Below are 20,242 nucleotides of genomic sequence, written 5' to 3'. Positions count from 1 at the left end.
TTTTGTAATCGTTTTGCGAGCCGAGTAATCGAAACTACGCAAAACTGAGCGAAACAACGTGTCCTCGCGCGCGTCTCCGCCATCCCGGATCGAAAATCATGCCGCAGATCGGTTATCAATGGCTATCGAACACGTACGGCGTCGTACCGGTCCACCCGTTCGCCGTTCAGAGTGAAATCGGCCGGATTCGCTCAACGTCCACCGACGGTGACATCCGCCGCGAGGTTTATCCCGAACGTTATCGTCCGGGCGCCAGCCTGACCGATAACCTGACTTTCGCCTTCCGGCACGAGGGCATTCACCTCGAATTCCTCGCGCGACTCTTTGCGCTGCAACCGGTGCGCCACGAACTGGAGGCATGGATCGCCCGCGAACCCACAGGCGCGTATGCCCGCCGCGCCTGCTTCTTTTATGAGTGGTTGATGCCGGAGGCGTTAGACGCGCCGGGCGTCTCCCGGGGAAACTATGTCGATGCATTGAATCCCGAGGACTTCATCGCAGGCACGCCGGTCAACAACGCACGTTGGCGTGTGCGCGACAACCTGCCGGGCAATCGGGTTTTTTGCCCGGTGATTCGACGTGTCGAAGCGGTCCAGCGCGCCGAAGATTACGACCTTGCCGCACCGCTTGCCGAACTGGAAGCGGCCTATGGCATCGATCTGATCTTGCGCAGCGCCGTCTGGCTGACGGTCAAAGAGAGTCGCGCGAGTTTTCTGATCGAACACGAGCAGGACAAAGAGGATCGAATCCGCCGCTTTGCCGCGGTCATGGAAAGCGAATGCGGACAGCATGCGAATCCGTTCGACGCTGAAACGCTCGACGTCTTGCAACGCGGCATCCTGGGGCAGTCGGCCCTGCGCTACGGCATCCGCCGCTCTCCGGTGTATGTGGGACACATCGCCCGCTATCAACCGGTGGTCGACTACATCGCGCCGCACTGGGAACACATCGAAACGATGCTCGCAGGGCTGAGCCGCTTTCTGGAACGTACCGAAGGGGGGGCGTCTATCGTGCGTGCTGCCGCGGCGTCGTTCGGCTTCGTCTACGTTCACCCTATGGCCGACGGTAACGGCCGCATTTCGCGCTTCCTGATCAACGATATTCTGCGTCGCGACGGCGCGGTGCCTGCGCCAATCATCTTGCCGGTATCCGCCACGATCACCCACAGCACGCGCGATCGTGCCGCTTACGACAAAGTGCTCGAACGCTTTTCGCGCCCGTTGATGAAGCACTATGCGGACCTGTACACGTTTGGCAAGACCGAGATCGCGGAAGACGGTGTCGAATACAACCTGCACTTTCGCGCCTATGACGACGCGCTGCCCGCCTGGCGCTATCCCGATCTGACCGCACACGTCATCTATCTTGCTGATGTGATCAACATGACGCTAACGCATGAGATGCGCGCCGAAGCGCGCTTTCTGCACGCCAATGACACAGCACGGCGCGCCATCAAGGAGTTTCTTGAAGCGCCGGACAACGATCTGGACAGCATCATTCGTAGCGTCCGGCAGAACGGCAACAGCGTGTCGAACAGCTTGCGCAAGCGCTATCCGCTGTTTGACGAGCGGCCGGAGTTGAGTGCGCAAATCGTGCAGGCTGTCACCGAATCATTTTCGGACGAGAACAACCGCTAGCCCCCGCCGAAGCAAGATCACTTGCCATTGGCGTCGGTGCGCTGCGCTTTCCCCCTCCGATAGCGCCACACGCCCACGCCGATCACACCCGCTGCAAGTAGCAACCCGATCAGCGCCACGCGCTTCTTGCTGCGCCCCGCATCGCGCTTCACGTTGTGCCACGCCTGCGTATAAGTGAGCGTCGCCGCGGCCGGGAAATCCGGTTCAGGGCACTGCGTGCCAAACCGGCCACCGAAGTCGACGTAAGCCCCCTCCTTGACATACCGCTGATAAAAACCACGGGCGCGCGCCGGATCATCGTTCTGCATCCAGCCAGTCCCACGGCACAGCACGGCGGCGAATGCCTGCGAACGCGGCGGCAGCCCATCCGCCGCTTTGACGATGTAGTCGGCGGCAATTTCGCGGTAGTGAAAACGCGTCAGCGGTTTACTCTCGCTGGCCGCATAGCGGCGCTTCTCGTCGGCAGTGACGAACGGTCCAGCCAGATCCGCCTCCGCGCGCGCCGCCGGCGTGTCCGGTACCGCCGCCGCACTGGCCGCGCCAGCATCGGCAGCGCGATTCACGCGCGCACCGATGACACCTGAGCGCCCCGATCCGCCTGCGAATGCACCGTCGACGTCGTGAAAATCCGGTCCCTGCTCATACCCCATCAACTCCATGCCGGACTGCTTCGCGAGCGTCGCCGCATCGAACCAGCCGCGCGCGCGGTTTGTGCGCGTCCACGCATGCTGCGCCTCATCCAACGCTGCCGCATAGTCGCTCGCGAGCTTGCGAAGCTGCAATTGGGTACGGGTCGTCTGGCCGCCTTCCCAACTGAAAGAGCTGTAGCGCGGATCGTCGTCGGCGGGGAAATACGGCAGCGCTTCGTCGATCCGGCCATCGCGCACGAGGCGGCGCGCGAGCAGATAACGCAAGGTGTCGGCGGTGGTCTGATGCAGGGCGTAGTAGGCGTCAGCACCCGCACTGGGCGAGAGCGTCGGCGGGGGCGCCGATGCGGGTACGCGCGAGTCGACGAAGTGCTTGAGCTCGTCGGTGGTGAGCACGCGTTCCGCGATGTAAGCCATGTCGTTGCCGTACGCGACTTCGGAGACGGAGTCATCGTACGCGCCGACTTTGTCCTGTCGCGTCGCCGCGTCAAACAGGTAGCCGAGCGCCTCGACATACTGCCCACGTGACAGTGTCAACACCGCCTGCTCGCCCTTGATCAACTCCGCGCCGGCAGGTTCGACACTCGAATCGGTAACCGGAAAACCTTTGGATGCCTGCGCATACGCCTGCACGGCAGCCGCTGTATCGCCACGACGCAAGGCTAGCTTTGCGCTCACCCAGCTTGCGAGTGCGCTGCGTTCACGCGCCACCAGCGTACTGGCGAAATCGTAGCGGCCGACCCGATAGGCAAGCGCGGCGAGGCGATCGGCGCCCGCTACATGATCGATGCCGCGTTGCTGGATCGCCTCGACCAGCGACACCAACGCCGGGTTGGATTTGATGCCCTTGTCGCCGCGGGCGGCATCGGCATAGCCCGTCGGGCCGTAACTGTTGTCGTAGCCACCGTAGTATTCGAACGCGCTCGACGGTTGGTCCCTGACGATGTCGCCTTCCATGGCGAGCGCATACGCGACCAGCAGGCGTTGCGCGACCGGATCGTCGATCAGTGACGCGACACGCGCCTTGTCGGCGAGTGTCCACGCAGCGATGAAACGCATGGATTGCAAGCCGCTATTGCCACCGCGCGCCGCCTGCTGCGCGTAAAGGTTGATGGCCTGTTTGAGATTCGCCGGCGCGATTGCCGCCGCGCACGACGTGTTATTCAGGAAGCTGCGGTAATCGCATTGTTTGCCGCTCTGCTTGTTGTGCAGATAGGTCAGCGCTTCGTCGCCGAAGCTGGCCACCGCGAGGCCTTCGGGATCGGGGGCGCCGTTCGCCGCGAGCGTACGCGGTTTTGCATAGGCCGCCGGCAATGCTGCCGTGAGGGCGGCGCAGGCGTCGCCACCTGTGCAGCTATCCGCGCGGGCTTGGGCGATGGCCGCGAGTTCGGTTGCTGCGGCGACCGCGCGTGGAGCGCCGGTTGAAGCGGGCAATGCAAGGATCGCGTCGAGTCGCGTGGCCGCGCGGGTGAGTAGCGATTCGTGTGCGGCGCAGATGGATCGCGAAGTGGCAGTGGCCGAGGCCGTGGTGTTCGGCACGCTAGTAGCTGACGGAGCACTGGACGCAGCTGCGGGGCTGGCGGACGTTGCGCCTGAATCCGCAGTATTGGACGAGTTCAAGCTGGACGCGGCGGCATTTGCGCTGGGCGCAGCCGCATCCGACGCGGCACTTGCAATGCTTATGCAGGCCGCCAGCGCGTGCCCGAAATCGACGTCAGCGGCTGCATAGAGCCGCTGTGCTTCCGGCACGCCCGCGCCCATTGCATAGGCCGCATCGCCGTCGGCGGCCTTGGCCATTTCAGCCAGCGTGGCGATCTGTTCTGGCGAGAGACCAGCCAACACCGCCTGGGCGGGATCGACAGGCTGTTGCCCCGCCGGAACGCTCGCGGCTTCAGGAGCCTGCAGATGGTCACCCGGCGTCACGAGATGCGACGCCTCGTACGCAAACGAATTGTTCGGCGTACCGGACAGCGTGCCCGCGCGATTGTCGAGCAATTGCAGCGGGAAGAACGGTCCGCACGCGTGGACGATCACCGCGCCAGCCAACAACGCGACCCCGCCGCCAAGCGCAAGAGTTTTACGGTTCAACATGAACAGAGACCTTTTTGTTATCGACTTCGCCGCAGCGAAGCCAACCGATGTCGCGGCGCATGCCTGCGCGCAGCAAGCCGGGTTGAACGCGCCGCAACAGCATGCCATGCGCGTCGTAGTCGAGTGCGTAACCGTTGATGCCGTCGGCGGCTTCGCATGAGGAATCGGTGCGCACGACAGCGGGTAATGGCGCGTCGGTATTGCCGCCGCTGACGAGCGACACGTCGTAAAGCCCCGGTTGCTGAGCGCTTTGGCGCAACTCGGCGGCAATGGCGGCGGTCAGCGGCGCGCGCGTGAGCACGGCACGCCAGGTGGCGAGGCTCCATGCGCGTTCGTCGGCGTCGGTGGGCAGGCGGAACCAGACGATGCCCTTGAGTCCCAGTAACGCATCGCGTTCAATCCGCGTGACGAAAGCACTGATCTGCTCAGGTTGCGCGACGAGTTCATGCGATGCCCCTTGCGTGAAGCCGTTCGCGAGCAACATCGGGCGCTCGCTTTCGATGCCGGCCACGCGTCCGTCGTCACCCCATGTCACGCGCGAGCCGTAGGTCGGCAAGGCAACGCGCCACGGATGCTTTGTTCGTTGCGCGAATGCGCCCAGCCATGCGCGCGCTTGCGTCGGGTCGAACAGCCCTTGCGCCAGGTTCATGACCGCGTGCACCTGGAGGATGGATTCATCGGCCTGGGCCAGCAGCGCGTCGAGCGCCGTGCTGTCGAGCCAGACGGGCAAAGCGGTGATCGTCAGTTTGACGGTGGAATCGAGTTGCGTGCGTAGCGCGGAGAGGAAGCGCGTGTACGCGGCGAGCCTGGATGTCGCGCAGTCGTGATCGATCTCGATAGCTTCGAGTGTGATGCCGTGTTGCTTCCAATCGGCGGCGAGTTTGACGATGCGCGCGACCGGCAGCGTGTTCAGATCGTCGAGTTGTCCATCGATCCGGATGACGGCGGTTACAGGCGCGTGCGCTGCGGTAAGCGTCGCCCAGTCGGGCGAGACGATGGTCCAGTCGTCTTTGGTGTCCTTCTCTGCGGCGAGCACATGCCACGTTTGAACGAAGCCGCGGCTGTATTCAATCGCGGATGTGACGGAAGGTGTCCATTTGCGTTGCCAGATATAGGCGTCGTTCGACAACGGCGCTGGCGGCTTGCTGCAGGCGCTAAAAAGCGTCAGCAACAACACGAGCAGCGGCACGGCCCAGGCAGCGAGCCCGCCCTGCACTCGCCGCTGCGCCGGTGCTGAACCGTCGTCATTCATAGTGCAACGCTTTGGGCACGCGGTAAGCGGTACCGTCGTATTCGAGCGTCGTGGTGGTGCGCTTTAACGGATGATCGGTCGATACGCAGTCGCTGCTGGTCTGCTTACTGACGCTGTCCTTCGACGTTTCGCCGACGCGCAGCGTCGCGTAGCCCGCGCTGCTGGCCGCACCGATGGCGAGCGTGCGCGTGATGGCCGAGAACGTGCCGGCGCAATTGCCGTCCCATTCGCCGGAATTGTTCTCGACGGCCAGATCGTCGACCACGCGCCGCAGCGTATGGCCATCCAGCACATACAGGCTCAGCGCCTGGCCTTCGTACGGATTGACGCGCGACGCGCCCTCGTAGGTCACGCGAACGCCGAATGCACGCAACTGCGGGGTGAGTTGATAGCGCGCCGTATCCAGATCGATTTGACTGAACCGGATCGCGTCTGAACTGATAGCGGACGGTTCATATGCATGCGCGATGATTGCACCAGACTTGCTGTCGGCGACCAGCACTTCGACGTCGTATTCGCCTTCGTCGTCTGTGTTGCCGGCTTTCGGCAGTGCCTGCACGGCCAGCGTCAGTGAAGGGTCGGCGGGCCAGACCTTGCATGCTGCATGCTCGGTGTCGAGTTGACGGCCGGGGTGTAAGGTTTTCATCCACGTGGCGAGGTGGGACTGGCAGTCGGCGTTGGCGTCCGTACCGGCGTGGGCGAACAGAGGCAGACAGAGCACGGCGGAAGCGAGTAGTTTTTTCATTTTCCCTTTGCGGGTTTTGTGGCCATGCGCGGTGCATTTGCGGGTTCAACTGATCCGGCGGATTTTATGGTGCGCGCGGTTCGTTGTAAAACGATGACGCGAAAGCAATGACGCACTTTAAATATCTTGTTGACTCGTCCCCAAGGGCCAACTGCATGATGTGCGTGGTCAGCAAACGAAGAGGTGACTCATGCGTTGTTCCACTCCATTGTTAAGTGCGTCCGAAGCGGCAAAGCAGCTCGGCGTCTCGATCAAGGCCCTGCGGCTCTACGAGCAGCGCGGCCTGGTGACGCCGGAACGCACGGCGGCCGGGTATCGCAACTATGGTCCCGACGAAATGCTCCGCGCGGCAGAAATTGTGGCCCTGCGCGCACTCGGCCTTAGCCTCCCGCAAGTGGAACAAGTGCTGAAAGGCGACCCTCAGAGTCTCGAACCCGCCTTGGCTGCGCATGAGGCAGCGCTCGAAGCTGGCATTCGCCAGCTCGTGGATACGATAACCAAGGTTAAAGCGCTCCGGGCTGATCTTGCCCGAGGTCAGGCGCCTGCCGACGGCGAACTCGTACGCCTGCTGAACCCTTCGGCCGAATTCAGCACGGCCTTTGACCTCCCTTGGCCGTGGGGCGGCGAGCGGTTCGAACTTCGCGAAGTCCGGCCGCTGAACTACATCATCGGTCCTTTGGGAAGCGGCAAGACACGGCTGGCGCTATGTCTGGCTGAGAACCTACCGAATGCCGCATTTCTGGGTCTTGATCGGATAAAAGATGAAAATACCGCAGCCCGCCTCGAAGCCGACGCGGCTCTCACATCGCGAGTCGATCAGACACTGGCTTGGCTCATTGACGAAGGTGCAGCAGAATCGGAAGCACTAACCGCACTGCTGGTCGGTTTGGAGGCTGAAGGGCCAGCCGTGCTAGTCGTCGACCTGGTAGAGCAAGGGCTGGATCAGGCCACGCAGGAAGCATTGATCATCAATCTGCGCCAACGCGCCAAAGTAGGCGCGCGCCCGCTGTTTCTGATGACGCGCTCTTCAGCGATCCTGGATCTGGCCGCAATCGGCCCCGATGAATCCATTATCCTGTGCCCAGCCAATCACAGCCCGCCTATGCTAGTCGCCCCCTATCCAGGCACACCGGGCTACGAGGCCGTCGCGACCTGCTTAGCCTCGCCGGAGGTTCGAGCACGGACAGAAGGCATGATCGCTTACCGTCCCCAAGCAGCGTAACGGTTCACACGTTCTTCGCAGGGTTCCTGAAGCGGACCATCCGGGTCAATCCCCCGCCGCCTCCGGCTCATGCGACGACAACCGCGCTTTCGCGTGCCGCATCTTTTCAAGCGTCTTGGGACCCGCCTTCAACGCCACGCCGATCGCCAGCGCATCCATGATGCACAGATGCACGAGCCGCGACACGCCTGGCGTATTCGGATCGATCGGACTCGGCACGCGCAGCAACAGCGGAATATCGACCAGCCACGCCAGCCGCGAACCGACATTAGTCAGCGCAATCGTAGTCGCACCGCGCTCCTTGGCGATCTGAATGCTTTCATTCACTTCGACGCTGCGCCCCGAATGTGAAATCGCAAACGCTACATCACCCGGCTCCATGAGACCCGCGTAAAGCCGTTGCAAATGACCATCGGTAAACGCCGTAGCCGCGATATCCAGCCGCAAAAACCTCAAAGCCGCATCTTGCGCAACGAGTCCCGACCCCGAGCCCACGCCAAAGAAGAAAACCCGCCCGGCGCTCGACAAGGCCGCAATCGCGCTCTCAAACACGGCCGGATCCAACGCAGCACACGCATGCGTGATCCCATCGACAGCCGCCTCCCCCACCTTGCCCATCAACGTCTGCACGTCATCATCACGCGCAACCGCCGTCGACGCATACGGCACCCCGCCCGCCACGCTCTGCGCCAGTTGCATCTTGAAGTCGCGCAGACCATGCGCACCGATCGCGCGGCAAAAGCGCGTGACGGAAGGCTCGGACACCTCCGCGCGCTGCGCGAGTTCGGTGATGCTCGCGCGCATCGCAAAGTCGACGTCGCTCAGCACCATCTCGGCAACTTTGCGCTCGGCGGGCCGCAGACTGGCCAGCGCGCCGCGGATGTGGGGAATCAAGTTCGGTGCGGACACCCGGTGTTCCTTAAGGGTTAAATGAATCCGCGTTGCGTCGCCGCTTCAATCAGCGCGAGCAGGATCAGGCGGCAACACGCGGTTCAGACGAGCCTGCGTCCACTCTCCGTATCGAACAGATGAATATGCTCGGCCGGCAGGCGCAGCGTGACGCGCTGACCGGGCTCGATCTTCGAGCGCTGGCGAGTCGTCACGCACCACGTGCTGCCGCCTATTTTCCCGTACAAATGGGTCTCGGCGCCAGTCGGCTCGACCACTTCGACTTCCATGGTGGCGTCCGGCGCGGGCGCCATAGTCTCGATGTGCTCCGGGCGCACCCCAAGCGTGACCTTTGCGCCGACCACCGCAGACGCCGGCGTGCCTTCCAGCACGATCTCGCTACCGTCATCGAGTTTCAACGCGAGGCCCTGCCCTTGCGCCCGATTGACCAACACGCCTGCCGCAAAATTCATCGACGGCGAACCCAGGAAGCTGGCGACGAACAGATTGGCCGGACGGTCGTACAGGTCCAGCGGACGGCCGACCTGCTCGATCCGCCCCGCGTTCATCACGACGATGCGGTCAGCCATCGTCATCGCTTCGATCTGATCGTGCGTGACGTAGATCACCGTATTCTTCAGACGCTGATGCAGTGCCTTGATTTCAGTGCGCATCTGCACGCGCAGTTTGGCGTCGAGATTGGACAGCGGTTCGTCAAACAGGAACAGCGACGGTTCGCGCACCACGGCGCGGCCCATCGCCACCCGCTGACGTTGACCACCCGACAGCGCGCGCGGCAAGCGATCCAGATAGCCGCTGAGGTTCAGCATTTTCGCGGCGGCTTCGATCCGCGGCTTGAAACTCTCCGACGATTCCTTGCGAATCCGCGGCCCGAACGCGATGTTTTCGTAGACCGACAGATGCGGATAGAGCGCGTAGCTCTGGAACACCATCGAGATATTGCGCTGCTGCGGCGCAAGCGTATTCGCGCGCGTGCCGCCGATCATCAGATCGCCGCCGCTGATTTCTTCAAGCCCCGCCACCATGCGCATCAGCGTGCTCTTGCCGCAACCCGACGGGCCGACCAGCACGACGAACTCGCCGTCGTCGATGTGGAGATCGATGCCGTGCACCACTTGCGTGTCGCCATAGCGTTTGAAGATGCCGCTCAGTTGCACTGCTGCCATGCTGTCCTCATCGTCGTGCTGTCATGCGGACGTGCTGCCTTGCTTCATCGAGCAAACAACACGCCGCGCTATCGGGTCAAAGCAGTTCAAAGCGAATCACGGTGAATCAAAGCGAATCAAAGTGTTTCAAGCGTCAGTTCTTCCGCCATCAGCCGGTTGCCGGCCATCAGCCCCCCGTCGACCGGCAAGGCGACGCCGGTAATCACGCGCGCCATCGGCGAGGCGAGGAACAGCACCGCATCGGCGATGTCGTCGGGCGTCGCGAAGTCGCGCAACGGGTACCACTTCTTCAGATCCTCGAACACCTGCGGATTCTTGTCGACGCGCGCCTGCCATGCCTGCGTCTTCACCGTGCCCGGACACACGATGTTCGCGCGAATCCCATAGCGGCCAAGTTCGATCGCCAGCGCTTTCGTGTAGCTGATGAGCCCGGCCTTCGCCGCGCTGTACGCCGGATGCCCGAGCGCGGCCATGCCGTTCACCGACCCGATCAGCACCAGCGCGCCCTTCTGCCGTTCGATCATCGACGCGCGCACCGCTTCCACCGTGTGATACGTGCCGTTCAGATTCAGATGGATGTCGCGTTGCCAACTGGCGGCGTCGGTCGTGGCAAGCGTCAGACCTTTCGCTGCGCCCGCATTGGCGACCAGCACGTCCACCGGACCGCGCGTCTTGACCGCTTCGGCCACGGCTTGCTGCACTGCGGCAGCGTCACCGAGGTCGACCGCGATCGGCGTGACATGCGTCGCGCCGAGTTGCGTCACCAATCCGTGAAGCGCGACCGCGTCGATATCGAGCGCCAGCACGGTATCGCCCTGCTCCACAAAGCGCTTGCACAACACGCTGCCGATACCGCCGCAAGCGCCCGTCACCAACACCACACGATTCATGTCTGCCCTCGTCTTCAACCGCGTTGCAGCGCCCGTTTAGCGTGTAAATTTCCTACAGAGCTGACGCCGCTCAGTTGTCTAGTCATCCCGAAGATTGGGTATCCGAGACTTCGCGTTATGCAGAATACCCCTGCTTTACAGCATCTTATGCACAAAACTGACTAAGAAAAAATATGGCAGACCCTACGTGACAAGCTATTTTGCGTCATGTAGGATTTTTTCAAACAATTTAACCCAAAGCGGCCGGCGACGGCAGCAAACCACCCCCACCATCGTTGGATGGGACCGGAGCAAGCCCTAAAACGCTAACTCCGATCGACACAGGAGAGAGAGAAATGTCGTTGCATGCCCGTGCTTCCCTCGCGCTCGGCAAAGTTGCCGTGGCGCTCGCGTTTGCAGGTATTGCCGTCGCGGCTCACGCCGACACGGTCCGCGTGACGGTCGCGCATTACAGCGATGCGACCGCGCCGTACTTCGAAAAGATGGCCCGTAACTTCGAGAAGGCCAATCCCGGCACGACGATCAAGATCGAAGACGTGAGCTGGGACACGCTGCAACAGAAACTGCAGACGGACATTACGGGTAACGCCAACGCCGACCTCGCGATCGTCGGCACGCGCTGGCTGCTCGACTTCGTGAAGGACGACGTGGCTGAGCCGCTCGACGGCTACATGGACGCGAGCTTCAAGAGCCGTTTCATCGGCCCGTTCCTCGCCCCGGGTGAAATCAACGGCAAGGTGTATGGCCTGCCGATCGCCGCTTCGGCACGTGCGCTTTACTACAACAAGGATCTGCTCGCGAAGGTCGGCTATCCCGACGGCCCGAAAACCTGGAATGACGTGATCGACGCCTCGAAGAAACTGAAGGCGCAGGGCATTGCCGGCTTCGGCCTGCAAGGCAAGGAAATCGAAACGGACGTCTACTATTACTACGCGCTGTGGACCAACGGTGGCGACGTCGTCGGCAAGGACGGCAAGGCCGCGTTCAATTCGCCGGCCGGCATCAAGGCGGCCACGCTGTACAAGACGATGATCGACCAGGGTCTGACGCAACCTGGCGTGACCGGCTATAGCCGTGAAGACGTGCAGAACCTCTTCAAGCAAGGCCGCGTTGCGATGGTGATTTCGGCGCCGTTCCTGTCCAAGCAGATCAAGAAGGAAGCGCCGAATCTGAAGTACGGCATCGATCCGATCCCGATGGGCACGACGCACGCCACCTATGCCGTGACCGACTCGATCGTGATGTTCAAGAACTCGAAGGTGAAGCAGTCGGCCTGGAAGTTCCTCGACTATCTGTTCACGAAGGGACCGCGTGTCGAGTTCACGACGACCGAAGGCTTCCTGCCGACCACCAAGGCTGAGGCGACCGATCCGGCGTTCAACGATCCGGACACCAAAGCGTTCGTCGCGCTGCTGCCGACGGCCCACTTTGCGCCGACCGTGACCGGTTGGGAAGACACCGCGAAGGCCGTGACCGATGCAATGCAATCGATCTACCTGGGCAAGGCGAAGCCGGCTGATGCGTTGAATGCCGCTGCGGATCAGGCGAACAAGTCGCTCGGTAAGTGATCGCGTAGTCTCGTAGTGATTTGCTGAACACGAAACGCGCGCCGCCGTTGCGAAGGCGGTGCGCGTTTCGGTTGTAGTGCACTGATGCACGTAATGCAGTATCCGGCCCATCCCGTCGCGCCCGCTTTCTTTTAATGTGGACGCGTCTTACGATCGAGCACGCATGAGCCGTTCCGCTTCTTCGCGCCTCCAGGCGCCCTGGTTGCTGATTGCGCCGAGTCTGGTGTTGGCGCTTTTTATCATCAGCTATCCGATTTTCAACATCGTGTGGCAATCGCTGCACGAGGTCTCGCGCTTCGGCGCGATCCGCGATTTCACTGGTCTGCAGAATTTCATTACGGTTTTCACCGACCCAAACTTTATTTCGGCAGCCAGACGAACGGTTATCTGGACCGTGTGCGTGGTGGGCGGCACGGTGCTGATTTCCGTGCCGGTTGCGTTGATTCTGAATCAGGATTTCTACGGACGTGGCGTGGCGCGCACGATTGTGATGCTGCCGTGGTCCGTCTCGCTGACGATGACCGCCGTGGTGTGGCGCTGGGCCTTCAACGATGACTACGGCATGGTCAACGTCACGTTGGAGCGGCTTGGGTTGATCCACGGTCAGATACATTGGCTTGCGACGCCGGAGCTTGCGTTTCCCGTGGAAATTGCCGTTGGTATTCTGGTGTCGATTCCGTTTACGGTGACGATTCTGTTGGGTGGGTTGTCGTCGGTGCCGGGCGACATTTATGAAGCGGCGCGGATGGATGGCGCCAGTGCGTGGCAGCAGTTTCGCAAGCTGACAATGCCGCTCTTGCGCCCGTTCATCAACATGACGATTCTGTTGAACGTGATCTATGTGTTCAATTCTTTCCCGATCATCTGGGTGATGACGCAAGGCGGGCCGGATAACGGCACGCATATTCTCGTCACGTATCTGTATGAGCTTGGGTTCAGGTTGGGACGTCCGGGGCAGGCCGCGGCAGTGTCGCTGATCATGCTCGTTATGCTGTTTGTTTTCTCGATGATCTATCTGCGCCTGCAGCCTGCGAAAGAAGGAGAGGCGTCATGAGTCTTAGCGTCAAGATGAAGCGCTCGTTGTGGTGCTGGTTGGCGTTGTCGCCTCTTATAGTGGCGGTGCTGTTTCCGTTTGCTGTTATGTTGTTTACTGCGTTGAAGCCGGCTACTGAGATCTTTGTTTATCCGGCGAGGTGGTTGCCAGTGCATTGGCAGTGGAGCAATTTTTCGGACATGTGGGTTGCGGCGAACTTTGGTGTGGCGCTGAGGAATAGTTGTGTGATCAGCTTTCTGTCGACTGCGTTGGCGTTGGCTGTGAGCTTGCCGGCGGCTTATGCGTTGGCGCGGTTTCCGTTTCGCGGGAAAGGGTTGTATTCGCAGTTTTTGCTGGTGACGCAGATGTTGTCGCCGATTTTGCTGGTTGTTGGCTTGTTCCGGCTGGCTGCGATGATTCCTTACGGGGATGGGAATCTGGTTGACTCCAAGATCGGGGTCATCGTTTCTTATGCGGCATTCAATATCGCGTTTGCGGTTTGGATGTTGTCTTCTTATTTTCAGACGGTGCCGAGGGATCTGGAAGAGGCGGCTTGGTTGGAGGGGTGTGGGAGGACTAGGGCTGTTTTTAAGGTGTTCTTGCCGTTGGCTGTGCCTGCCATTGTTGTGACGGCGATCTTTACTTTTATTAATGCTTGGAACGAGTTTGCAGTGGTCTATACGTTGATTCGGTCGCCGGAGAATAAGACTCTTACCGTGCAGGTTACGGATATGGTCGCAGGGAAGTATGTCGTTGAGTGGCATCTGGTGATGGCTGCTACTCTCTGTGCGACGTTGCCGGTTTCGATTGTGTTTGCGTGGTTGCAGAGGTTCTTGGTGAAGGGGTTGGCGTTGGGGGCGGTGAAGTAGGGTTTGGGGAGGCGCGGCAGGTAGGGGCCGGTCATCGCTGACACTTTTCAGCGCCCAATATCCACCGTGAGACCTTATCCCTCGTGCGACTTGCATCATAGTCCCATTTGCGGTTCTGCGACGGGCCGGTCTTCTTGAGGTTTGTTCGACGCCTGCCCATGTCCGCGGGCTCGTGGGCGCGCGACGATGCGTGCGGGCAGGCGTTGAATAAACCTCAAGAATACTTGCCATCCGACACGGCCGCGCGAATGACTGAACGGGCCCCGTCCTACGGAAACAGCGGGGCTCCAGCCATCAGCGGCATCAACCAGAAACCGACCGTTGACTGACACAGATTCGTGCATTGCAAAGGGCGTCCCCCACCACACCCGATTGTCAAACAGAGAATCTCCGCAGGTCAAAAGCGAATTCCCGGCAACCGCGCTGGACAGTACGATCGCCTCAGGCTCAATTGACTACCGACAGGTTGACCGACGTCACAGACCTGCGACTACGGTCGCTTGTCCGTGGTCGAAAACGAGCTGTGTGCGCAAGTCGCGTGTCGCAACGAGAGTGCCGTTCACGTACAGGTTCGTCTTCATCGCATACGTCCCCTGCGAGACGCCCTCGGGCAACGTCAATTCAAACGAGTTTTCGAAGCGGCCACCGGATGCATTCTTGGACTCGAGCGGCTTGGTTCCGTTTTTGAACGGTTGGCCTTTCGGGTCGAGCAAAACAATCTGCTCGTCGACGTCGTGGATCTGTTGATAACGACCGTTCACCAACTCGACTTCTGTTTTAACAGTGAAAGGCTTACCCCGAACGGCCTGGTTATTGACTTGTACGTTATACGCGACGAGTTGGGGTTGTGGCGGCAAGGCACCGCGTTTTGCGACATAGTCGCTGTCAGCCTGTGCCGCGGTCTTCACCTGGCGCGAATGGACGTTTACTGCGTAACAGCCAGCACCGCCCAGTACGCCTCCCGCTGCCGCGCCGATCAATGCGCCTTTGGAGCCGCCTGCCAGCGCCCCAATCAATGCACCGACTGCGGCTCCCGCTACGGCCGTCGTGCCGATAGAACATGGATCGCTGGTGGATGCGCTCGTACTGCCCGGCGTAGCGCCGTTCTGCGGCGGTACGGCGCAGCCTGCCAGCAGGCACGTGACGACGACGGAAACTAACAGCCTGTTATTTGTGGTCCTGATCATTCGCTAACTCGTTATTTGATGGTTGTATCGTCTTGCAGAACCTGGCGCTCGCGATCCTGAACAACGCGTGCCAAGGCATTGATTCGCGCGTTGGTGGGATCCATGCGTCGTGCGCTGTCGATATAGGTCATGGCCGCGTCGAAGTGGTTTTGCGCGAGAGCGGCTTGTGCGTCGTTTAGGAATTGCTGGGCCGCAGCGGCCTGGCCATTAAAGGCGGGAGCACTCTGTTGAACGACGGGCGGCATCGTCGACTGGGCGTTCGCAGGTTGACCGGCCACGACAGGTACGGGAGCAGGTGGCGCCGGCGTCGGTTCAACAGGTTTCGCCGCCGGTATGTCCGCAATCTGAGCACGCAGCGATGCCAGCGTCGGGCGGAATCGATCGATACGGGCCAGATCCGCGACGGCAGCTGCAGCGGAGACACTGTCGCCGCCGGTGATCGCTGTACGCACCTGCTGTTCCGCAGCATCGGCAGCCGCGCTCGCTTGCTCCACCTGCGTCTTGAGGCGGGCGGCATCGTCCGAGTCGGCGCACGTCAGCGAGAGTTGGTTCAATCCGTTAACCGCAGCGCTAAGACCCCCATCGTTCAGACGGGCAGTGACCGTTTCGTATGCCCGCATGCACTCACTGCGCGTCGCCTTCGCCGTAGCAACAAGCGTCTGCAACTGAGTGGCCTTCGCAGACTGATCGCCCGTACACGACGTAGCGGCGAGATCGCTCTGCGCTGTCGCGCCGGCCAAGTCACCCTTTTGCACGAGCCGCGTCCCTTCCTCAACCTGCTGGGTGCACAAAATGTCCTGCTTGTTAGGTCCGCGCCCTAAAAACGCGAGCAGTGCAACGATCGCGATCGCACCGAGCGCCAAATTGCGCAAGATCTTGCGAGGCTTTCGCGGCTTCGAAGGCGGTGTCGGCTGTTCAACGCCCGGTTCGGTGGTTGTCACCCGCGCTTTCCTTGCCGCCTTGACGGGCGTTGCTACACCCGCATCCTTGCGCAAGTCTGCGGCCGCCCGCGGGGCAGTAGGCGCTGGTTGCTCTTTGGCATCTGCCGACGCTACGGGGACGGCCACCGCCGATGCCGGCGTTGCCCCAGATTGCGTTTCCGGCACATCGGGGTACGACGCAACCGGCTCGCTCGAAGCCAGTTCGCGTGCCAACTCAGGCGCCGGCGCAGCACTGGTCGCCATTCCGCAGAACGGGCAGAACTTCACCGGCCCGAAATGGCGCTTCTTGCAGAAAGTACAGTTTTCCACAACATGTTCCTACATTGAAAGCGGCGGCGCTGATGGCACCAGCGGAGGCGGAGCCACCTGCAAAGTGCCCGTCAGTTCAGCAAAGTTGCCCAGATCCATCCACTCGGAAAGGCCCTGACGCCAAACTTTTGTTGTCGCAACCGCGACCTGCCCGGCCTGCACAAATTGACTGATCTGCTGTGCGGTATACGGGCCGAACTGCTGGCCGTTCACACCCAAGAAGTATTGGTGAAGCACCGGCGGAGCCAGTCCAAGCGGCGGCGGCATGCCAGGTGCGGACGCCAGTGACGGCGGCATCCCGGGCACTCCCGGAACGGCGGCTGCAAACGGCGCAGACGGCGCGGCGGACATCGCGCCAGCCGTGGCCGCTTGCACGCGCAGCAGATCGTCGAAGCATCCGGCATTGAGCCTCTCCGGGCGGATGGCGAACTTCAGGCGGGGCAACTGGTCTTCGTTCGGCTCCCGCACTTCCCACTCGTACGCGTCTGCGTCCGAATCCGCAATTACGACTGCCCACGAGGGCAGATCCTCGAGCAAGCGGCGCTCATGGCGGTCAAGCTCGCTTTCGCTCAAGCCCTTGCGTCGTGCACTGTCGCGCAGATCACGCTTTGCCTCCGCAGCAATCGCGCTCGCGAAGCCCTTGCGTACCTGTTCTGCGCCGGTCGAATCCGAGACGAGCTTCGGCGTGTAGACGGCCGTCTCGTAGTAAGCACACAGCGCGCCGAGCGCGCTGGTCTGCAGAGCGTCGAGGTCCGCAAGCATCTCCTGAACCCGGCTGACGATCGCGCCACGGTACGTCACAGGCAGACCGTTTTGCCGGATCGCGCGTTCATTGCCAATGCGACGCACATCACCGCGCGCCACCGCAAACTGGTACTGGCCCGGCGGCATTACGCGCTGCGTCGCACGCGTTAGCATCCCGAGCATAATCGCAAGAATGTACTGTTTGAAGTCTTCTGCGAGCCTGTTGATCTCGTCGGTGCTGGGCGCCATCGGGTGGGAAAATTGCGTCGAATCGATATGCGCGTGCGTTGGGCTCTTCTCCGACTCTTTCCGGTAACTGGTGCGCCAGCCTTCGAGTCCGCGCAGTACCGTCATCGGTACACCGGAGAGCTCGCAGTAACACACGGCGCGGCCGGGAATACCGGTCTCGACGATCGACATCTGAGCCGGCGTAATACCCGCATGCGTCGGTACGCTGGCGTCGAACTCCGCGCCAAACTTACGCCGAAACTCATCCGCGCCGTTCACGCCGATAAAACATTTGTACTGGTCCGCGTTCAGCGCGAAATCACCGCCAAGGTTTGCGTCGATCCAAGGCATCGCGCATGCGAGCAACTTACGGAAGTATTCGGCGCGCTGCCCAGGTGACATCTGATCGAGTGCGTCGAGAAGCGGATCGGGGGCATCCACTGCCTGATCATCTGCGCTCAGCATTGCCAACTGCCGTTCGGCCATTCGTTTGACCTTCAGGAGAATCTCGCCACGCTGCTCCGGCTCTGCGAGCATCGGAAATAGCGTCTTCGAACCACCGAGGTCCTTGAAAGCGGCGTCGGCCCATTCGCGCAATTGCGGCGCTGCGGGCATGGGCACTTCGCGAATTGCAGCCGGCACGACAATCAGCGTGCTGTGCTGCTTGGTCAGGTCTTGCTGGAGAATCGTGTTGGCATTCTGGAGATCCGCCAGCATGCCGAGCACATGGTCGCGTCCTGCCTGTAGTTCGCCAACAAGGCCACTCCAGACCACGCGCCCTTGTGCGTCGATACCCGTCTTTCGACCGAGCCACGCCGACACGTCGGTCATCAGCAAAGCTGCTTCGGTTGCGGCTTTCGCGCGGAGATGAAACTTAAGCGCGTTGGCCATTTCAGTACGCAAATGATCGAGCACCGCGCTGGCCTGCTTGTCGCCGCCGCCCAACAGGCGGGACCTGGTTTGCGAGAGGTTGTCCAGCAGACGCTCGAATTCGCGACTGCGCACTGCCTCCTTGATTTCCCGATAACGTTCCGCATTGGTTTCGAGTGCTGCGATCAGACCCGTGCCCGGCGCCTCGAGACGGTCCTTGATTTGCTCGACCAGCGATAGCACGTATTCGAGTCCACCAAAGTCTTTGTTGTCGAGATATGAATAGAGTTGGTCGCGCACGGTTTTCTTGACGCGCTCGAATACCTCGCGACGACGCTTGGTCACGCGATCCTCGGTCGTATCGGCGGTCGAATCCTGGTCTCGGACCGCGTCCCGCTCGAGTTGCTTCATCGCCTCGCGAATATGCGTAGGCCATTCCTGGCGTTGAAAGCCCGTCCGGATAGCGTCGATCTGCGTGTTCACACGTTGTTCGACGCCTGCGAGCAACAACCCTTGCTTATCCTGCAGCAGTTCCGTTGTGATCGCGTAATCGGTGAACTCCCCGCTTGATCGTTGAAGCTCGATGTTCTTATCGGAAAAATCGGGAAATTCACTGAACGGCATCGGGCGAAGCGACACATGCGACGCCATGAAATCGTCGCGCTGTTTGTCGGTCGCACGATTCGCACCGAAATCGCCGCTGCCCACGCCGAAGAATGCCTGGAGCATCGCACCCGCCCAACGATGGGCGAGTTCATCGCGCCGGGCCTCCTGGCGGGTGTCGAGCACGGCATGCCCAAATGAAGAGAATCGTTTGGAATACGACAGCCGCATGTCGGCGAAACGATTGCGTGGCACGAGAGCGTCGTGCAGGAAGTTCTTGTGCTGCGCCTGGTTCACCGCCACAGAACGCTTGCGGCGCGCGAAATCGCCAGAGGCAAAATCTTCGAACAATGCGTCGGCAACCATGTGATAGACATCGTTGATGTCTTTCGTATTCTGTTGCGCCAGGTTGCCCGAGTCGATCAGATAGACCTCCTGATACGGCTCACGCGGCAACTCAGGCTGATCGTACGCGTCCCAGCGGCCCACGTATCCCTTGTTGCCCATCATTGCCGACTCGAGTTCCATTAGCGCTGCGTAACCGTTGGCAGCGGTGCGGTCCTTGTTCTTGTCAGCGTAGCCGGTTGGCAGAAACAGCATCAGTTCGACATCCGCGTGTCCAACTTCGGTTTTCGCAAGCCATCTCGCCATCAGGCCCACGTCGAGAAACGCGCCGGAGCCCGTGCCGCCCGCCACCGAAGCAACCACCACCACACGGAACTTACTCGTTTCCATCCGCAAACCGAGTTCGGCAAGCTGGCGTTCGTGCGAGAGACCCGCCTTCAGCGTGCGAAGCTTGAGGCGGATTTTGTCTCGCATCTTTGTGTACTTGTCGAACAGATACAAACGCGACACCGCCCGGATCTGACCCGCGCCCTTGGCGGGATCGATACCCAGTTCGCGAATCTTTTTCGGCGTGAGCGACAGCCATTCCTTGACGTGCGGATACTTTTCGAGCGCATCGTCGTCGCGGCTGTACTTGTCCATGTCAAACGACTCGACGATTTTTTCGTCGTCTGTGAACTTGACGAGTGGGAACTGCAAATCGTCCGCCTGAGCGCGGTTCAGTTCGACAATCGCGCCCGTGTCGAGGTCGAACTGAATGAACTGCGCAATCGGGAAATCCGTGAGACTCTCGACCCGCTTGCGGTCGTTGTTCGGTCCACCCCAAAGCGTATTGAGAATCTGACGACGCACCCGCATCAGTACTTCCATGCCGGTGCCGCCGACACCGATGAACAAAGTCGGGCGCAGTTCGATTGTCTGTTCCTGCTTCTTGCCCGCGTCGGCGCCGATCGTTTGATTGATGTTATCTGCCATGGTGTCGCGAA

Annotated in this window: 14 protein-coding genes; 5 read left to right on the top strand and 9 right to left on the bottom strand. The window is 61.1% G+C overall.

Annotation, left to right across the window (positions count from 1 at the left end):
* Window positions 1–98 precede the first annotated feature (98 nt).
* Window positions 99–1,637, top strand: a complete 1,539-nt coding sequence (locus tag PQQ96_RS27780; RefSeq protein WP_408298590.1) for a Fic family protein — start codon at window positions 99–101, stop codon at window positions 1,635–1,637.
* A gap of 17 nt (window positions 1,638–1,654) precedes the next feature.
* On the opposite strand, the gene PQQ96_RS27775 is transcribed toward PQQ96_RS27780, so the two are convergent.
* The 3 genes from PQQ96_RS27775 to PQQ96_RS27765 are packed head-to-tail and all read right to left on the bottom strand — an operon-like array spanning window position 1,655 to window position 6,372.
* Window positions 1,655–4,375, bottom strand: coding sequence for a hypothetical protein (locus PQQ96_RS27775; RefSeq protein WP_408298588.1), 2,721 nt, complete (start codon window positions 4,373–4,375; stop codon window positions 1,655–1,657).
* Window positions 4,362–5,627, bottom strand: coding sequence for a DUF3142 domain-containing protein (locus PQQ96_RS27770; RefSeq protein WP_408298587.1), 1,266 nt, complete (start codon window positions 5,625–5,627; stop codon window positions 4,362–4,364). The genes PQQ96_RS27775 and PQQ96_RS27770 overlap by 14 nt, the downstream gene beginning before the upstream one ends.
* The gene (locus PQQ96_RS27765) at window positions 5,620–6,372 is read right to left on the bottom strand and encodes a PA3715 family protein (protein WP_408298586.1); all 753 of its coding nucleotides are present in this window, start codon (window positions 6,370–6,372) and stop codon (window positions 5,620–5,622) included. The genes PQQ96_RS27770 and PQQ96_RS27765 overlap by 8 nt, the downstream gene beginning before the upstream one ends.
* A 190-nt stretch (window positions 6,373–6,562) precedes the next feature.
* Here PQQ96_RS27765 and PQQ96_RS27760 point away from each other — a divergent pair, with 190 nt between their 5' ends.
* Window positions 6,563–7,594 carry a MerR family transcriptional regulator gene (locus PQQ96_RS27760; RefSeq protein ID WP_408298584.1) on the top strand — a complete coding sequence of 344 codons (1,032 nt, stop codon included), beginning with the start codon at window positions 6,563–6,565 and terminating at the stop codon, window positions 7,592–7,594.
* A 45-nt stretch (window positions 7,595–7,639) separates the two neighbouring features.
* On the opposite strand, the gene PQQ96_RS27755 is transcribed toward PQQ96_RS27760, so the two are convergent.
* The 3 genes from PQQ96_RS27755 to PQQ96_RS27745 all read right to left on the bottom strand — a co-directional run bounded on the left by PQQ96_RS27755 (window position 7,640) and on the right by PQQ96_RS27745 (window position 10,559).
* On the bottom strand, window positions 7,640–8,503 hold the full coding sequence (locus PQQ96_RS27755; RefSeq protein ID WP_408298582.1) for a MurR/RpiR family transcriptional regulator: 864 nt from the start codon (window positions 8,501–8,503) through the stop codon (window positions 7,640–7,642).
* Between the two features lie 83 nt (window positions 8,504–8,586).
* Window positions 8,587–9,669, bottom strand: coding sequence for an ABC transporter ATP-binding protein (locus PQQ96_RS27750; RefSeq protein WP_408298580.1), 1,083 nt, complete (start codon window positions 9,667–9,669; stop codon window positions 8,587–8,589).
* A 116-nt stretch (window positions 9,670–9,785) separates the two neighbouring features.
* Entirely contained in the window at window positions 9,786–10,559 is a 774-nt protein-coding gene (locus PQQ96_RS27745) for an SDR family oxidoreductase (protein ID WP_120306909.1), read from the bottom strand.
* Window positions 10,560–10,894: 335 nt separating this feature from the next.
* On the opposite strand from PQQ96_RS27745, the gene PQQ96_RS27740 reads away from it, so the two are divergent.
* The 3 genes from PQQ96_RS27740 to PQQ96_RS27730 all read left to right on the top strand — a co-directional run bounded on the left by PQQ96_RS27740 (window position 10,895) and on the right by PQQ96_RS27730 (window position 14,029).
* Complete coding sequence (locus PQQ96_RS27740) at window positions 10,895–12,127, top strand: ABC transporter substrate-binding protein (protein WP_408298578.1); 1,233 nt, start codon at window positions 10,895–10,897, stop codon at window positions 12,125–12,127.
* A 163-nt stretch (window positions 12,128–12,290) separates the two neighbouring features.
* On the top strand, window positions 12,291–13,181 hold the full coding sequence (locus tag PQQ96_RS27735; protein WP_408298576.1) for a carbohydrate ABC transporter permease: 891 nt from the start codon (window positions 12,291–12,293) through the stop codon (window positions 13,179–13,181).
* Window positions 13,178–14,029, top strand: a complete 852-nt coding sequence (locus PQQ96_RS27730; RefSeq protein WP_074286267.1) for a carbohydrate ABC transporter permease — start codon at window positions 13,178–13,180, stop codon at window positions 14,027–14,029. Before PQQ96_RS27735 ends, PQQ96_RS27730 begins: the two co-directional genes overlap by 4 nt.
* A gap of 476 nt (window positions 14,030–14,505) precedes the next feature.
* Here PQQ96_RS27730 and PQQ96_RS27725 read toward each other — a convergent pair whose 3' ends face one another.
* Genes PQQ96_RS27725 through PQQ96_RS27715 form a run of 3 tightly spaced genes read right to left on the bottom strand, consistent with a single transcriptional unit; the run spans window position 14,506 to window position 20,231 of the window.
* Window positions 14,506–15,216, bottom strand: coding sequence for a YMGG-like glycine zipper-containing protein (locus PQQ96_RS27725; protein WP_408298574.1), 711 nt, complete (start codon window positions 15,214–15,216; stop codon window positions 14,506–14,508).
* An 11-nt stretch (window positions 15,217–15,227) separates the two neighbouring features.
* Window positions 15,228–16,466 carry a hypothetical protein gene (locus PQQ96_RS27720; protein ID WP_408298572.1) on the bottom strand — a complete coding sequence of 413 codons (1,239 nt, stop codon included), beginning with the start codon at window positions 16,464–16,466 and terminating at the stop codon, window positions 15,228–15,230.
* Between the two features lie 9 nt (window positions 16,467–16,475).
* Window positions 16,476–20,231 (bottom strand): tubulin-like doman-containing protein, encoded by a 3,756-nt coding sequence (locus tag PQQ96_RS27715; RefSeq protein ID WP_408298571.1) that lies wholly within the window; start codon window positions 20,229–20,231, stop codon window positions 16,476–16,478.
* Between the last annotated feature and the right edge of the window lie 11 nt (window positions 20,232–20,242).

It is taken from the genome of Paraburkholderia sediminicola, assembly GCF_046027825.1.
GTDB lineage: Bacteria > Pseudomonadota > Gammaproteobacteria > Burkholderiales > Burkholderiaceae > Paraburkholderia > Paraburkholderia sediminicola_D.
Note: the sequence above shows the minus strand (reverse complement) of the source record. Positions and strands in the feature narration are given on the sequence as shown.

Excerpts from the sequence above, each read along its gene's own strand:
- PQQ96_RS27780 (WP_408298590.1), top strand. The coding sequence starts at position 99 with ATGCCGCAGATCGGTTATCAATGGCTATCGAACACGTACGGCGTCGTA.
- PQQ96_RS27775 (WP_408298588.1), bottom strand. The coding sequence starts at position 4,375 with ATGTTGAACCGTAAAACTCTTGCGCTTGGCGGCGGGGTCGCGTTGTTG.
- PQQ96_RS27770 (WP_408298587.1), bottom strand. The coding sequence starts at position 5,627 with ATGAATGACGACGGTTCAGCACCGGCGCAGCGGCGAGTGCAGGGCGGG.
- PQQ96_RS27765 (WP_408298586.1), bottom strand. The coding sequence starts at position 6,372 with ATGAAAAAACTACTCGCTTCCGCCGTGCTCTGTCTGCCTCTGTTCGCC.
- PQQ96_RS27760 (WP_408298584.1), top strand. The coding sequence starts at position 6,563 with ATGCGTTGTTCCACTCCATTGTTAAGTGCGTCCGAAGCGGCAAAGCAG.
- PQQ96_RS27750 (WP_408298580.1), bottom strand. The coding sequence starts at position 9,669 with ATGGCAGCAGTGCAACTGAGCGGCATCTTCAAACGCTATGGCGACACG.
- PQQ96_RS27745 (WP_120306909.1), bottom strand. The coding sequence starts at position 10,559 with ATGAATCGTGTGGTGTTGGTGACGGGCGCTTGCGGCGGTATCGGCAGC.
- PQQ96_RS27740 (WP_408298578.1), top strand. The coding sequence starts at position 10,895 with ATGTCGTTGCATGCCCGTGCTTCCCTCGCGCTCGGCAAAGTTGCCGTG.
- PQQ96_RS27735 (WP_408298576.1), top strand. The coding sequence starts at position 12,291 with ATGAGCCGTTCCGCTTCTTCGCGCCTCCAGGCGCCCTGGTTGCTGATT.
- PQQ96_RS27730 (WP_074286267.1), top strand. The coding sequence starts at position 13,178 with ATGAGTCTTAGCGTCAAGATGAAGCGCTCGTTGTGGTGCTGGTTGGCG.
- PQQ96_RS27725 (WP_408298574.1), bottom strand. The coding sequence starts at position 15,216 with ATGATCAGGACCACAAATAACAGGCTGTTAGTTTCCGTCGTCGTCACG.
- PQQ96_RS27715 (WP_408298571.1), bottom strand. The coding sequence starts at position 20,231 with ATGGCAGATAACATCAATCAAACGATCGGCGCCGACGCGGGCAAGAAG.